Source organism: Flammeovirga pectinis (assembly GCF_003970675.1).
Classification (GTDB): Bacteria; Bacteroidota; Bacteroidia; order Cytophagales; family Flammeovirgaceae; genus Flammeovirga; species Flammeovirga pectinis.
The window spans coordinates 98,747-113,943 of sequence record NZ_CP034562.1; the positions used below are offsets into that span (position 1 = coordinate 98,747).

Annotated in this window: 12 protein-coding genes; 9 read left to right on the plus strand and 3 right to left on the minus strand. The window is 31.2% G+C overall.

All coding sequences use genetic code 11. The features are described 5' to 3' along the window. Positions 1–118: 118 nt before the first annotated feature. The 8 genes from EI427_RS00450 (at position 119) to EI427_RS00485 (ending at position 10,322) form a co-directional block, all read left to right on the plus strand. Positions 119–1,525, plus strand: coding sequence for an FAD-dependent oxidoreductase (locus EI427_RS00450; RefSeq protein ID WP_126610673.1), 1,407 nt, complete (start codon positions 119–121; stop codon positions 1,523–1,525). A 68-nt stretch (positions 1,526–1,593) separates the two neighbouring features. Next, the gene (locus EI427_RS00455; protein ID WP_126610674.1) at positions 1,594–2,124 is read left to right on the plus strand and encodes a Crp/Fnr family transcriptional regulator; all 531 of its coding nucleotides are present in this window, start codon (positions 1,594–1,596) and stop codon (positions 2,122–2,124) included. 31 nt (positions 2,125–2,155) lie between these two features. Continuing rightward, positions 2,156–2,740, plus strand: coding sequence for a hypothetical protein (locus EI427_RS00460; protein WP_126610675.1), 585 nt, complete (start codon positions 2,156–2,158; stop codon positions 2,738–2,740). Then, positions 2,730–3,152 (plus strand): hypothetical protein, encoded by a 423-nt coding sequence (locus EI427_RS00465; protein ID WP_126610676.1) that lies wholly within the window; start codon positions 2,730–2,732, stop codon positions 3,150–3,152. Before EI427_RS00460 ends, EI427_RS00465 begins: the two co-directional genes overlap by 11 nt. A gap of 125 nt (positions 3,153–3,277) precedes the next feature. Beyond that, positions 3,278–4,120 (plus strand): 1,4-dihydroxy-2-naphthoyl-CoA synthase, encoded by an 843-nt coding sequence (locus EI427_RS00470; RefSeq protein ID WP_126610677.1) that lies wholly within the window; start codon positions 3,278–3,280, stop codon positions 4,118–4,120. Between the two features lie 329 nt (positions 4,121–4,449). Beyond that, positions 4,450–6,372, plus strand: coding sequence for a DUF3857 domain-containing protein (locus EI427_RS00475; protein ID WP_170178351.1), 1,923 nt, complete (start codon positions 4,450–4,452; stop codon positions 6,370–6,372). A gap of 34 nt (positions 6,373–6,406) precedes the next feature. Continuing rightward, positions 6,407–8,395: a DUF3858 domain-containing protein gene (locus EI427_RS00480; protein WP_126610679.1), complete on the plus strand. Its 1,989-nt coding sequence runs from the start codon at positions 6,407–6,409 to the stop codon at positions 8,393–8,395. 1 nt (position 8,396) lies between these two features. Then, a complete protein-coding gene (locus EI427_RS00485; RefSeq protein ID WP_126610680.1) occupies positions 8,397–10,322 on the plus strand; it encodes a DUF3857 domain-containing protein in 1,926 nt (641 codons plus the stop codon). Between the two features lie 51 nt (positions 10,323–10,373). Here the strand turns inward: EI427_RS00485 and EI427_RS00490 are convergent, their stop codons facing one another. Then, positions 10,374–12,341 carry an OmpA family protein gene (locus EI427_RS00490; RefSeq protein WP_126610681.1) on the minus strand — a complete coding sequence of 656 codons (1,968 nt, stop codon included), beginning with the start codon at positions 12,339–12,341 and terminating at the stop codon, positions 10,374–10,376. Positions 12,342–12,577: 236 nt separating this feature from the next. Beyond that, positions 12,578–13,357, minus strand: a complete 780-nt coding sequence (dapF, locus tag EI427_RS00495) for a diaminopimelate epimerase (RefSeq protein WP_126610682.1) — start codon at positions 13,355–13,357, stop codon at positions 12,578–12,580. Positions 13,358–13,508: 151 nt separating this feature from the next. Here dapF and trpA point away from each other — a divergent pair, with 151 nt between their 5' ends. Continuing rightward, on the plus strand, positions 13,509–14,285 hold the full coding sequence (gene trpA / locus EI427_RS00500; RefSeq protein ID WP_126610683.1) for a tryptophan synthase subunit alpha: 777 nt from the start codon (positions 13,509–13,511) through the stop codon (positions 14,283–14,285). 89 nt (positions 14,286–14,374) lie between these two features. Here the strand turns inward: trpA and EI427_RS00505 are convergent, their stop codons facing one another. After that, entirely contained in the window at positions 14,375–14,773 is a 399-nt protein-coding gene (locus EI427_RS00505; RefSeq protein WP_126610684.1) for a hypothetical protein, read from the minus strand. Positions 14,774–15,197 lie beyond the last annotated feature (424 nt).

The window sequence follows — 15,197 nt, forward strand, 5'->3', positions numbered from 1 at the left end:
TAAATAAACTCGTAGTCAGATATTTGTAATTGAACTTGAATAATATGAACTTATAATAGAAATACTACTTCCTTTTAGATAATCAAATAAAAATTTAAAACCCATAGACATTAAAAAAATGAATAATATACTATTGTACGGTGCAGATTGGTGCCCAGACTGCCGAAGAGCAAAAGCATTCTTAAATGATAACAATATCGACTACACTTTCATAGATGTAGATTTAGATAAAGAAGCGACTTTAAAAGTAGAACAGATTAATAATGGTAAAAGAATAATTCCGACAGCTATTATTAGTGGAAAATCATTTACAAACCCTTCTAATGTTGAATTATCTGCAGTTCTAGGAATTAATGAAGTAGGCAGGGTTCAACTATTTGGAGCAGATTGGTGCCCTGACTGTAGAAGAGCAAAAAACTTTTTGAAAGACAATTCAATTAATTTTGAATTTATTGATGTTGATGAAAATGAATGGGCAACAGCTAAAGTAGAAGAAATCAATAAGGGTAAAAGGATTATTCCTACAGTATTAATTGAAGGTGTTGCGTATACAAACCCAGATAATGTTAGTCTCACAGAACTATTATCTATTAATGTAGAAAAAGAGCATAAAGTCTTTGATACAATTATAATTGGTGGAGGAGCTGCAGGTTTAACAACATCTATTTATGCACAAAGAGATCGTTTTAATTCACTTATTTTAGAAAAGAAAAATATAGGAGGGAATGCTTTCTTAACAGAGAAAATAGAAAACTATCCAGGCTTTAATTCTATTTCAGGTCCGGCTTTAATGGATAAAATGGAAGAACAGGCAAAAACTTACGGAGCAGAGATTAAAACTGGTGAAGAAGTAGTTTCTATTCTGAAAAAAGAAGGTTTGTTTAATGTAGAAACAAAGAGTACTACTTTTCTTAGCAAAACTGTTGTCTTATCTACAGGTTCAACATACCGACTATTAGGTATTCCTAATGAGAAAGAATTAGTAGGCTCAGGTATTCACTTTTGTGCTACTTGCGATGGGGCATTTTATAGAGATAAAGATATTATTGTAGTTGGAGGAGGAAACTCTGCTTTAGAAGAAGGAATATTTTTAGCAGGTTTTTGTAAATCAGTTAAAATAGTTCATCGTTCAAGTGAATTTTCAGCATCAAAAACTTACGTAGAGAAGTTAGAGGCTATAGATAATATTTCTACCTATCTAAATAAGACACCAATAGAATTTATTGCTAGTGAGAATGAAACCTTCCAATCTTTAAAGGTTAGAGATAATGATTCTAATAAAGAAGAATTAATTTCTGCAGATGGAGTTTTTATTTTTATCGGGTTAATACCAAATACATCTCCTTTTAAAGAACTCATTGATTTAGATGAAAGAGGATTTATAAAAACAACAGGTTTAGCAGAAACTTCTGTTAATGGAATTTTTGCAGCAGGAGATTGTAGAGAGGGTGCTATTGCGCAGGTAGCTGCGGCTACAGGAGAAGGTGTTTTAGCAAGTTATGGAATAAGAAACTTCTTAAAATAAATGAAGTGGATAGTAATTCTATGTTCTATTAAAAAGAGATTAGCGTTGTATGTTTTTTAATAAACTACATGAATGAAGATAAAATAAGTGAGTCTATTCATACCATAAAACATTTTAAAAAAGGTGATTTCTTTCTTCAAAATGGAAGACCTTGTGTAGAGATTGGTATGTTAGAGAAAGGAGTTTTAAGAGGTTTTGTATATGATAATGATGGTAATGAAATCACTACTCATTTTTATCAAGAAAAAGATATGGTAATAGGTAGCTTTATTCCTAAAACGAATGCAGTAATGACTGTAGAAGCTTTGGAAGATAGTAAAATATCGGTGGCAGATTATACAGAAGTAATGGAAAACGTAAATAAGAATATAGAAATTACAACTATTATTACTACTCAGTTTCAGAAGCTTAATAATCAGTTACAGGCAAGGCTAGTATCTTTACTTAATTTAAATTCAGTAGAAAAATATGAGCTCTTTTTAAATGAATATCCAAGCTTATTAAATAGAATACCCCACTATTATATTGCTAACTATCTTGGTATAACACCCACTCAATTAAGTAGAGCAAGAAGGCAATTTATCAACAAATGTAGATGAGAATTAAACTACTACATAGTTACTTTGTAGTATGAAAATAGTACAAATATTAATTCTCTCAATGTGCTTGTTTACAGCATGTAATCATGCACATTACCATGAAAATGCTTACTCTTCTCAAGATGAAAAAGACACAGTTTCAGAAATAGTATCAACTTTTCCAACTGTTGGGTATAAAGTAGTTCATAAAGATACAATACCGTATGCTGTGGCTAAAGTGTTTCCATTGCTTGAACCTAAAGGACGTAAATTACTCTATGAAAATTGGGATCCAATTGAATTGAAGAAAGGAGAAGAAGGAACGTTAAAAGGGTTAATGTTATACTCGAAGTATGACGAAATGGATGTAACATTAACTGTTACACAATACAATCCAGAAAAGGGGCATATCCAATACCTTGTAATATGGGATGATTTTGAAATTCAAAGGATTGATATTTTTTGTGTAAAGGGTACTACCGAAAATTCATCAATTATCAAATGGGTTGAGCATAATGCAGGGTTATATGAAAAAGGTATTCCTTTAGTGAAAATGTTCATTGAAGAAGGATATTGCATTAAAGCAGTAGATCGTTATTTAAATAATATTCAAAATCAATTACAAGATGGGAAATAAACTAAATCATACTCAATTAACTGATGATATATTTATTGATCAGTTTAGAAATGGATCATTAGATCCTGCATTATTTAATCATGAAGCACACTTAAGGTTAGCTTGGTTATATATAACAACATTTGATTTAGAACGAGCTGAGTATGAAATTCAAAAACAATTACAGAATTATGTGAAAATTGTTGGCGCTTCAGATAAATACCATAAAACTTTAACTATCGTTGCTGTTAGAATGGTAAATCATTTTATACAAAAATCAAAGTCTACTAATTTTGGTAATTTTATTAGAGAGTTCCCTCAAATGAATAAGGAATTTAAGCAATTAATAAATACCCATTATAGTTTTAATATTTTCACTTCAGAAAAAGCAAGACAAGAATTTTTAGAACCAGATTTGTTGCCATTGGTATAGAAGTAGAAGGTTAATTTCAAATGTCAATTTTTATATAGAATCGAACATCCTAAATAAAAATTGATAACTTGAAATTAATTTGATAGTGCTTACATTTGTAAGACGTAAAAAACAAAAATAGAGCAATGGCAAATCTTGATTGGAAAACAGAAAAAGAATACGAGGAAATAACCTTCAAAACGCTGAATGGTGTTGCAAGAATCGCATTTAATAGACCGGAATGTCGTAATGCATTCACACCAAAAACAGTTGATGAATTATGGGAAGCGTTAATTATTTGCCATGAAAGTCAAGAGATAGGTGTAGTATTAATTACTGGAGAAGGTCCATCTGAAAAAGATGGAGGTTGGGCTTTTTGCTCTGGCGGAGATCAACGTGTAAGATCTACTACAGGGTATAAAGGAGCTAATGGAATTAATAGATTTAATATTCTTGATGTTCAACGTCAGATTAGATTTATGAACAAAGTAGTTATTGCTGTAGTTCCAGGTTGGGCAGTTGGCGGTGGCCATAGTTTACATGTTGTCTGCGATCTAACAATTGCAAGTAAAGAACATGGTAAATTTAAGCAAACTGATGCTGACGTAGCTAGTTTTGATGGTGGTTTTGGATCTGCTTATTTAGCACGTCAAGTTGGGCAAAAGAGAGCAAGAGAAATCTTCTTTTTAGGTGCAGAATATTCTGCTCAAGAAGCTTTTGAAATGGGTATGGTAAATAAAGTGGTCCCTCATGAAGAACTAGAGCAAGTAGCTTATGATTGGTCGCAAGAAATTATGACTAAAAGTCCAACAGCTATTAAAATGCTGAAATTTGGTTTCAATTTAATTGATGACGGATTAGTTGGACAACAAGTGTATGCAGGAGAGGCAACTCGATTAGCTTACGGTACAGACGAAGCTGTTGAAGGAAGAAATGCATTTCTAGAAAAAAGAAAAAGAGACTTTTCAGATTTCCCAAAGTTTCCTTAAATCGATTTTTTTGAAAAATAATTTATTAGTCTTGAGTATATTTTATTTATGCTTAAGGCTTTTTTTATGTTTTAGAACTGAATATTTATCATAAAGTGATATATAATATTGTGAGTAATAATATATATATTGATATTTAGAAAGACTAAACTATAACTATTAGAAGTTCTTCAATTATCAAAATAAGCAAACGACTAAAAATGATTTTTCAAAAAAATATATTTCTCTTATTTTTTTTAAGTTTAAGTTCCTTTTCTTATTGCCAGGAAGAAACACATACAGTTTCTTCAGGTAGTAAAATTGATTTTGGTACCCCTCCTTCAAAGGAAATGCTGGAACTTAAATCTTTTACTCAAGATACATCTGCTATTGCATTTATTGTAGGTGATTATGGTGAAATGGCTTTTGATTCTGACGCTACAGCATCAATGTATCGTTTAAAAAAGCATATAAGAATTAAAGTCCTTAAAAATGGAGGATTGAAATATGGAAACGTTATTTTAAAAACATATGATATAAATGGTTTTAGGGAATCAATATCATCTTTTGAAGGTAGGGTTTATAATTTAGAGAATGGGGAGATTGTGACTTCCAAATTTAAATCAAAAGAAATTATTGAAGAAAAGAATAGTGATGATGTTTTGTTAGAAAAAATATTTCTTCCCAATGTTAAAGTAGGATCCGTAATTGAATATTCTTATGTTCTTAATTCTTATTTTTTGGGAAATCCACATGATTGGAACATTCAACATGATATTCCATGCTTGGTTAGTGATTTTACCTTCAAAATGCCTCAATCTTTAAGGTTTAATGTAATAACGCCAAGGTATCTTACTGTTTATGAATTTCCATCAGAAGTAATGAATCAACAAAGGTCCTATTCAACGATTGTGAGAACAAGCAAGATAGGGCGTCCAAATCAAAAGATTTATCATGAAAAGACAGAATTATCCTTATTAATTAGAAGATGGAGAGCTGAAAATGTACCGTCCTATGTATTAGAACCATTCATTTCCTCAGAAGAGGAATTAAAAGCAAAGCTTAAAATAAATATTAGCAGTTCTTCTAACGGTATGTTCGACTATGCCAACTCTTGGTCTTCAATTTTAGAAGAGAAATATAAATTAGCTTATAAGGGAGTAGGTGAAAATAAATTAAAATTTTTAAAGGATAAGCTCGAACTTATACGAAATCAGTCTGAAGATAAATTGGTAAAAGCAAAACTTGTTTTTGAGTTAGTTCGATCAAGGATTAAATGGAATGGAGAATATTCTTCATTAAGAAGTGCAGCACCAAAAGAAATTTATAATAAAAGATCTGGAAATGTAATTGATGTAAATTTATTTCTTGTTGATGCATTAAACCAAGTAGGTGTTTCTGCTGTATTAATGTATGGTAATATTAGAGGAAGAGGAAAACTAATTCAGAGTATTCCAGATGTATCACAATTAATTTATGGAACAGCAGTTGCTTCAATAGATGGAGAAAAAGTTGTTTTAGATGCAACTTCTGAATTTACCTCATTTGAATTAATTCCGCAAAGAGCTTTGAATTATCAAGGTGTTTTGATGTCTAGTAATAAGCATGTTAATGGACAATTTATGGAAGTAATTCCTCAAGGTAAAGATGATTTAAATATAAGAATGAAGGTTGAGATAAATAATGATCTTAGCATAAAAGGTGAAAAAAGCATTACTTACAAAGGTTATGCAAGGGTTAATTTTAGAGAGTATTGTGATGAAATTTCAGAAGAAGAGTATATAACTTCTTTAGAAGAAAAAGTGATAGGGTTATCAATTTCAGATTATTCTAAAAAAGATATAGAAGATCTTCATATTGAAGAATATGTCATGGAGAGAGAAAATGCTATCGAAAAAGTAGGTTCTAAGATATTTTTCAATCCACTAAATTTGATAGATGTGGCAGAAAATCCCTTTATTCAAGAACAAAGAATGTATCCTGTAGAATTTCCTTATGGTATTGACCGAAGGTATATTTTTCAAATAGAATTACCCCAAAATTATGATGTAGTAAACATTCCTTCTTCTATACAGGTAATGTTACCTAATAATGGAGGTAGGTTTAAATTTCAAGTAAGTAAATACGAGAATAAGTTAATTTATATGGTTGATTTTGAATTAAATCAATTAGTATTTCTACCTGAAGAATATTCAAATTTAAAATTATTTTATGAAAAAGCTTTTTCTTTACAAACAATACCAATAGAATTAGTTCAGAAAAAAGAAAATTAATAGCAAACGAAGAAAAACTAAAAATAACTAAATCATGAATACAAAAAGCAGACTATTATTAATGCTCTTATTCTTTGTAATAAGTGGGCATTCTTACGCACAAACACTTCCTAAAAAATTAAACTTTGGGAAGATTGCTACAGAGAATCTTAAAATGACAACCTATGATGCAGATACTTCTGCCAATGCTCTTATAATTGGAGAATTTGGAGATATGTCGTTTGATATAGGGGGAAACGGACTTGTTTATAAACTTAAAAAACATGTACGTATAAAAATATTAAAGAAAGAGGGGTTAGATCAAGCAAATATTGTGCTTTCAACTTACGAATCTAGTGGAGATGGAGAATCTATTAGTTCTATTAAAGGAGCTGTATATAACCTAGTTAACGGTAAAGTTGTAAAGGAAAAGTTCAAACCAAGTATGGTTCATGTAGAAAAAGTAACAGAAGAACGAACCAATAAAAAAATACATTTACCTAATGTGAAAGTGGGCTCAATAATAGAATACTCTTACCTTTTGACATCAAGTTATGTATATTCTCCTGATAGTTGGATTGCTCAAAAAGATATTCCTGTTCTTGTAAGTAGTTTTGTAATGAGAACTTTAGATTACTTTGATTATAAAGTGATTAATTCTAGATATTATCAAATGCCAGAATTAAAATCAGAAGTTTCTTCTCAACAAATAAGAATAGATTCTGAGCAACAGACTATGACGGTAAACGTGAGAAGATGGAGAGCTGAAAATATCCCAGCATTTAAGTCAGAGCCATTAATAACATCTCCATATGATTACTTGGCAAAATTAAAGATTGAGCTTAAGTCTTCAAATTATGGAATGAAACCTCATACAACATCTTGGCCAGCAGTTTTAGATGATATCCGTAGGTCAGTTTATAACGGTAACTCTTCTATTGGCGTCGGCTTTATGAAAGATGAATTAGAAGCTATAATGGCTAAAACAGAAGATAAAAAAGAACGTGCCATTTTAGTTTATACATTAATTCAATCACGTATGACATGGGATGGTAGCTATGGAAGGTACAAAAGTAGTTCTTTAAGAAAGAGCTATATAGATAAAAAAGGGAATGTAGTTGATGTTAATTTATTACTAATTGGGGCTTTGAACAAAGTAGGAGTAACTACTACACCTTTGTATGGTAGCACTAGAAAATATGGTAAAATTGTTAGAGGGTCTGCTGAAAAATCACAATTGATCTATGTAATGGCTGTATCTTCTATTGATGGGGATAAGGTGATTTTAGATGCAACTTCTAAATCTACTCCTTTTGGTGTACTCCCTGAAAGAGCATTAAATTATCAAGGTGTTTTAATGTCTAACAACGATCATATTAATGGACAGTTTATGGCTATTAACCCAACAGCAAAGGATGATATTAGTATTCGAATGAAGATGAAAATAAATCCTGATTTAGGTATTGAAGGTAATAAGCAGGTTACTTATAAAGGTTATGCAGCTATTGATTGGAGGGATGAAGTGAATAGTGACGAAGAGGACGAGTACTTAACTTCTCTAGAAGAAGATGTTATAGGACTTTCTATCTCTGATTATGAAAAAGAAGGAGCTTCTAATAAGTACGAAAAAGCTATTGAGAAATATAATTTTGAGGTAGAAAATGTTATTGAAAAGGTGGGTGATAAATTTATTTTTAATCCTATGTTTTTAATAAGCTTGAGTGAAAATCCATTTACTCAAGAAAAAAGACTTTACCCTGTAGAACTTCCATATAGTATAGATAGAAAATATACATTTCAGGTTGAATTACCTGAAGGATTTGATGTAGTGGATTTACCAAAACCACAGCAAATGGTGTTGCCTAACAAAGGTGGTAAGTTTAGATATCAAATAGTTAAAAATAATAATATGCTTACTTTTCTTATTGATTTTGAGTTAAACAAACTGGTTTTTAATACGAATGAGTATACTCTTTTAAAGACTTTCTTTGAAAAGGCTTACTCAATCCAAAAGATGCCATTAGAACTTACTCAAATACAATAATATGATGACAAAGCAGCTTATAATAGTTTTAATGCTATTAATGATTGGGCAATTGAATGCTCAATCATTAGATAGTATTGATCCAAATTTAATTAAAGGAGCAAATAGTGTAATCCTCTCTTCAACTAGAGACTTTAAAGTCCTTGACGAAGGATCGGCAGAACTTCACTTTACTAAGAAAATTGTAATTTTAAATAAAGAAGGAAAAGACGAAGCACAAATGGTTGTCTTTTATGATAATTCCTCTAGTATTTCGGATTTTAAAGGTTCTATCTATCAAAATGGATTTAAGAAACCAAAGAAGTTTAAAACTACAGAAATTATAGATAGAAGTACAGAAAGTAGTGGTTCAGTGAGTGTTACTGATGGTAGAGTACAATATATAGACCCTACTTTAACAACATACCCTGTTATTATAGAATACTCTTACACTAAAAAATATTCTGGACTTTTTAGTTATCCTACATGGTACCCTGTTTCTGATTTTAAGCAATTTGTATTGTCATCTTCCTATACGCTTGATATACCAAAGGGATTTAAATTTAGACAAAAAATAAAAGGGATTGAAGATCCAATTGTATCAGAAAAAGAAGGTAGAGAAATTTATAATTGGTCTGTAAATAATTTACCAATTATAAAATCAGAAGCAATGCATTTACCAGTGTATGAAATTTTTCCAAGTGTAGAAGTTCAACCTTATGGATTTGAATATGAAAAAACAAAAGGAAGGTTAGATACTTGGACTACGTTTGGTGATTATATTTATTCTCTTAATAAAGGAACTTGGGATTTAAGTGATGAAACCAAATTAGAAATTAAAGAGCTTACAAAAAGCGCTTCATCAGACTTAGAAAAAGCACAGATTGTATATAATTATCTTCAAAATAAGGTACGTTATATAAGTGTCCAATTAGGTATTGGTGGTTTAAAACCCGCTAATTCTTTACAAGTAGATACAAAGGGCTACGGAGATTGTAAAGGTCTTTCAAATTATATGTATACCTTACTTAAAGAGGTTGGAGTAGAAAGTAGGTATGCTATAATTTATGGAGGAAGAAATCCATCGAAAGTAGATGTTGAAATGGTGGGTACTCAATTTAATCATGCAATTTTGTGTTTACCAACTGTTGCAGATACGGTTTGGTTAGAATGTACTAGCCAAACTACTCCTTTTGGGTATTTAGGTAAATTTACTGGTAATAGAAAAGCATTATTGATTGAGGATGGACATAGTAAATTAGTCAATACAACTTCTTATAGAGTAGATGATAATTTACAAACTCGAAAATCAGTAGTCAAAATAAATAATAATGGAGGGGCACTTGTAGAAGGTGACTTAGTAGGGAGAGGATATCAATTTGGTAATTTCTCTCATTGGGAACAATTGCCTGATAAAGAATTGAGAGAACGTTTTCTAAGAAGTTATGCTTTAACTACATCAGAACTTGTAAACCTGTCAATTGATATTGATAAGTCTTATCCAGATCCTTCGGCTACTTTAGCTTATGTTGTAGAGGTCAAAGATTTTGGTAAAAACATCTCAGAAGGTAAATTAATTCCGTTATTCCCTTATTATGGAGATTATAGTTTACCTAAGAAATATAGGTCTAGAAAATTAGCTTTTAGCTTAAAATATGATTACAAAGATGTTGATGAAATAGAATTTCATTTACCAGAAGGAACATCAATTGAAGAATTACCAACATCAAAAGAAATTCTTTCTGATTTTGGCTCTTACAGATCATCTTTTACTAAGGTATCAACTTCTATTTATCTTTATAAAAGAGAATTCATTACAACTAAAGGAGAATTTGAAGCAAGTAGATATAAAGACTACTATGCTTTTAGAACTAAAATAAAGAAAGCTGATAAAGAACGTTTTTGGCTAAAAAATGCAAGTCAGAGTACAACAAAAGATGTTGAATAAAAAAAGTCCTCTTGAAGTAAATTCAAGAGGACTTTTTTACGAATTCTATTTTTAAATTTCATCAAGCAGTGTTACCGTTGTTCTACGGTTAACCTGATGTTCTTCTTCTGTTTCTGCATTAAATACTACTGGTAGTAATTCACCATAGCCTTTTGCTTCAATTCTGTCTTTTTCAATACCTCTACTAATAATATAATTTACAGCAGATTCAGCTCTTTTTTGAGATAGCTTGATATTGTATTTTTCCGACCCTCTATCATCTGTGTGTGAACCAAGTTCAATACTAATATTTGGGTGTTGTTCTAATAATGTAACAAGTTTATCTAGTTCTCTTGCAGCATCAATACGGATTCTATAATCATCAAAATCATAAAGGATATTATTTAAAGTAATTTCACCTTCTTCAATTAATTCATCATAAAAATCTTTTGTAAGATCAACCTCAGATTCTAATACCCAATCAACAATTTTTTCAGGTCTGTCTTTAATATCTTCTTGGTCAATCTCTTTGTCTGCAGTTGTATAATATACAGAATCTTGGAAATATTTTTCTTTTTGAGCAATCAAGATATAATCATCACCCATTACCAATTGTGTTTTAAACTCGTATCTCCCTTTATCATCAGAAAGTACCTTTTCTACAAGCGAACCATCTGGTTTTAATAGCATAACATCCACACCTGCTAAAGGTACTTCAGAAGTATCTTTAACTCCAATAGAATTACCTGCTAAGAAATAATTGACAGGTTTATTAATTGGTGTTTTATCCGAGAAGAAATAAATATGATCTTGATTTGATTTATCATCACCAACTTGCCTTGATGATGTAAAAGCACCAAATCTTTTTTCTAAGAATACTAAACCAAAATCATCTGCAGAAGAGTTGAACGGCTTACCCATATTCTTAATTTTTATTTTCTTACTTTTTCTAGAAGCCTCAAATAAATCTAATCCTCCTAAACCTGGGTGGCCATCGGAAGCGAAGTACATTTTGCCTGTTGCAGCAACATAAGGAAACATATCATTGCCTCTAGAATTTATTTTAGGACCCATGTTTCTAGGTTTACCCCAAGTGCCGTTTACATTACGCTGAGACCTATAAATATCGATGCCACCATAGCCACCTTTTCTATTAGAGGCAAAATAAAGTGTTTTTCCATTTACAGACAGGGCAGGGCAAGCATCCCAAGATTGAGGGTTACTAAATTTTAAGATAGTAGGTTCAGACCATTTTCCATCTTCAAAGCGAGATTCAAATAAATCTACTTCCTTATAGTCTTCTTTATGATGCCCCGTATTGCTACGTGCAAAAATCATAAACTTACCATCTCTGCTAAAAGTGGCAGAAGCTTCATGGAAATTAGGATTATTGATTAGACTATCAAAAAATGTTACCTGACCATTACAGCTATCAGCTTTATCAAAAGTGTAGCGGTATAAGTTGGCATATCCTTCTCCAGTTCCTTGATAGACAGCTTCAGAATCTCTTGTAGAAGTAAAGATTAGATCACCATTAAAGAAAGCGGGTGAATAATCTGACTTATTACTACTTAATACTTCACAAAGTGATATATCAATAAATGGATCAACAACTTTGGATAGACTATCTACTAAATCAATTTGTTTGATTTCGTCTTTGGCTCTTCTGATTAATTGACGATCGCTACCCTCTTTAGCATACCTGTTAAAGAGTTTACGAGCTTTCTCATAATCACCTTGTAGTTCTAAGCCGTAGGCATAATAGAAATACATGTCCATATTTTCGTAACCGTTATCTTTTGCCTTTTTGTAATAAGGCAAAGCTTCTGATATACGATTAGAAAGGCGATATGCTTCTGCAATTTTATAATATGCTTCAGGTTTCTCTTTTGCATATTTATTGTTTTCAGCAATGGCTTCATACTTTTTTATTGCAGGTTGATATTCTCCTGTCTCGAAATGTTTTTCTGCAACACTTAGAGGAGAAGAACAACTAGCAATAATGCTTGCGATTGATATAAATAAAAGAAGACGCTTCATGTTTGTAATTTGCGTTTCAATGGTTTGCTAAGGTCAGTGAAATTGATTTTTTCAAAATGTTGATTTTAAAAACCTCTTGATTATAGAAGTTAGGAGTTTGTTTATTGATCTGCAAATTTATTTAATATGAAAACCGTTATTTATAAAAATGATTTTCTGGAGAATGCTGTTATTATAAACAGAAAAAGCATTGTCTATTTAAAAACAATGCTTTTTGTACAATCAAATTAATTGAATTAACCTTCTATTTCTGCATTAAAAACAGGAGTTGCAGGTCCAGTTAAAATGATATCAGTATATTTTTTATCACTCACCTTAGTAAAACCAACGGCTAATTGTCCGCCAAGAACTTTAACTTGAATAGGGCTTTGCATATCATGTTCAATATTTGCAGCAATTGCACAAGCTGTTACTCCTGTACCACAAGCATACGTTTCATCTTCAACGCCTCTTTCAAAAGTTCTTACATCTAAAGACTGTTTTCCTGTTACTTGAGCAAAATTTACATTTGTGCCTTCTTCATTAAATCTTTCATTATGTCTGATGGCTTTACCTTCAGTTACACAATCAAAGTTTGCAAGGTCATTTTCAAAGCGAACGTAATGCGGGGATCCCGTATCCATAAAATAATGGTCGTTATTAACTTCTATCTCACCAGGAGGGTTCATTAATAAATGTACCAGTTGTTTATCATCTAAGGTTGCTTCATGAGCCCCATCTGCAGCCCAAAAAGACGTTTTATTTTCAAATAAGCCCAAGGTATGTGCAAATCTAACAGCACATCTACCTCCGTTACCACACATACTTCCTAAATGTCCATCTGCATTAAAGTAAACCATTTCAAAATCATAGCCTTCTTTTAAGCGGATAAGAATTAGGCCATCTGCTCCAATACCAAAACGTCTGTGGCAAAGAAAAGCGACTTTTTCAAAATCGTTACTATTAAAAGTATTATTACGGTCATCGATCATAATAAAATCGTTACCTGCACCTTGGTATTTCCAGAAATTTATCATTTTCTATGCTTTTTGTTAGAAAGTATATATCAGTTTTACAAGCCTATTTTGGCCTTAAAACTTTAAACGTTGCAAGTTATTAAAAAGATATGAGTTTTTGCTTTCAATTTGAATGTGTAACTTTCGGAGTTAACAAACAAAAAACAAAATTATGCATAGAATAGACGAATTATTTCAGCGTAAGCCAGAAGAGGTATTAAATATTTATTTTACAGCAGGCTATCCAAAATTAGACGATACAAGAACAATCTTAAAAAGTCTACAAGATAGTGGTGCAGATTTAATAGAAATTGGCATACCTTTCTCGGATCCAGTTGCAGATGGTCCGACTATCCAAAAAAGTAATGAACAAGCATTGGAAAATGGAATGACAATGCTAAAATTGTTTGAGCAATTAGAAGGCTTTAGAAAAGAAGTAGATGTACCTGTTGTAGTTATGGGGTATTTTAATCCAATAATGCAATATGGATTAGAGAAATTCTGTAAAGATGCTCAACGTGTAGGGATTGATGGAATTATTGTTCCCGACCTTCCTATGATCGAGTACCAAATGAACTTAAAAGAAATGTTCAATGCACATGGTATTAGAAATACGTTCTTAATTTCGCCTCAAACTTCTGATGCGCGTATTAAAGAAATTGATGATAATACGGAAGGTTTTATCTATATGGTATCATCTGCGAGTGTGACAGGTGCAAAAACTGGAATTTCTTCTGAACAAGTTGACTACTTTAAACGTATTGAAGCAATGAAACTGAAGAATCCAAGATTAATAGGTTTTGGTATTTCAGACAATAAGTCATTTAAAGAAGCATCATCTTATTCTAACGGAGCTATTATTGGTTCTGCTTTTGTAAAACTGATTGGGCAATCGACGGATTTACCAAAAGATATTAAAGGTTTTATTAGTGCCGTAAGAGGAGAATAAGTAGTAAAAAAATAGATATAAAAAAGACCTTGATCATTCTGGATGATCAAGGTCTTTTTTTGTGTATTTATGGTTAGTATGTCTATCGATTAACGACGAGACATTTTCAATACTTTCTTTTGAATCTTAGTGATATCTTTTCCTTCTTGCATTCCAGATAAGATTGCTTGGTTATAAGTATCGATTGCCATGTCTTTAGCACCATTTAAAGCAAGGTAATCCCCTTTTACTTCAAGGTTTTCAGAGTTAGCATCGATTGCGATTGATTTCTCAATCCAAACGTAAGCTTCACTTAAGTTTTTCTTTAATTCAATACATCTATCAGCAGCGTCAGCATAGATAGCCCAATCTGTTGCACTTGCATTTTCTACAGTTGCACGTAGTTTATTAATTTCGTTATCCTCATTGTCATGAATACCTGCAAAAGAAGGTGCAGCAGTGATGATAGCTAAAAGTGCGATTGCGAAGAATTGTTTTAAAGATTTCATGATTATATATGTTTGTGTTTTTTTAAATCTAAATGTTATATGCTTCTACTAATACCAATTGAGTGCCAATTGTTTCTATATTGTTGATTTTCAATTTATTAGATATGGTCTTTGGTGTTTTAAGTGTAATCGTAACGCTGTTTGGGTTGCATAATTGGACATATTGTTCGTAATCGGTCATTTTTTAGAGAATCTATCCAAATATTATTCTGATTTACTTTGTTTGTTTACAGTTGTTAAGAATTTAATACTGTTTTTTGATTAAATGACATAATATTCTATGGATAACAGGGGTCTAGTTGTGGCTATTTTTATACGCTTCGTTATAGGATTGTTCATTGCAGATGTATCTTTTTAGTAATTTGATAAAAAATGAAGGTTATTTTTAATGAAAGTGTAAAAATGTTTATTTTTATCTTTTTAT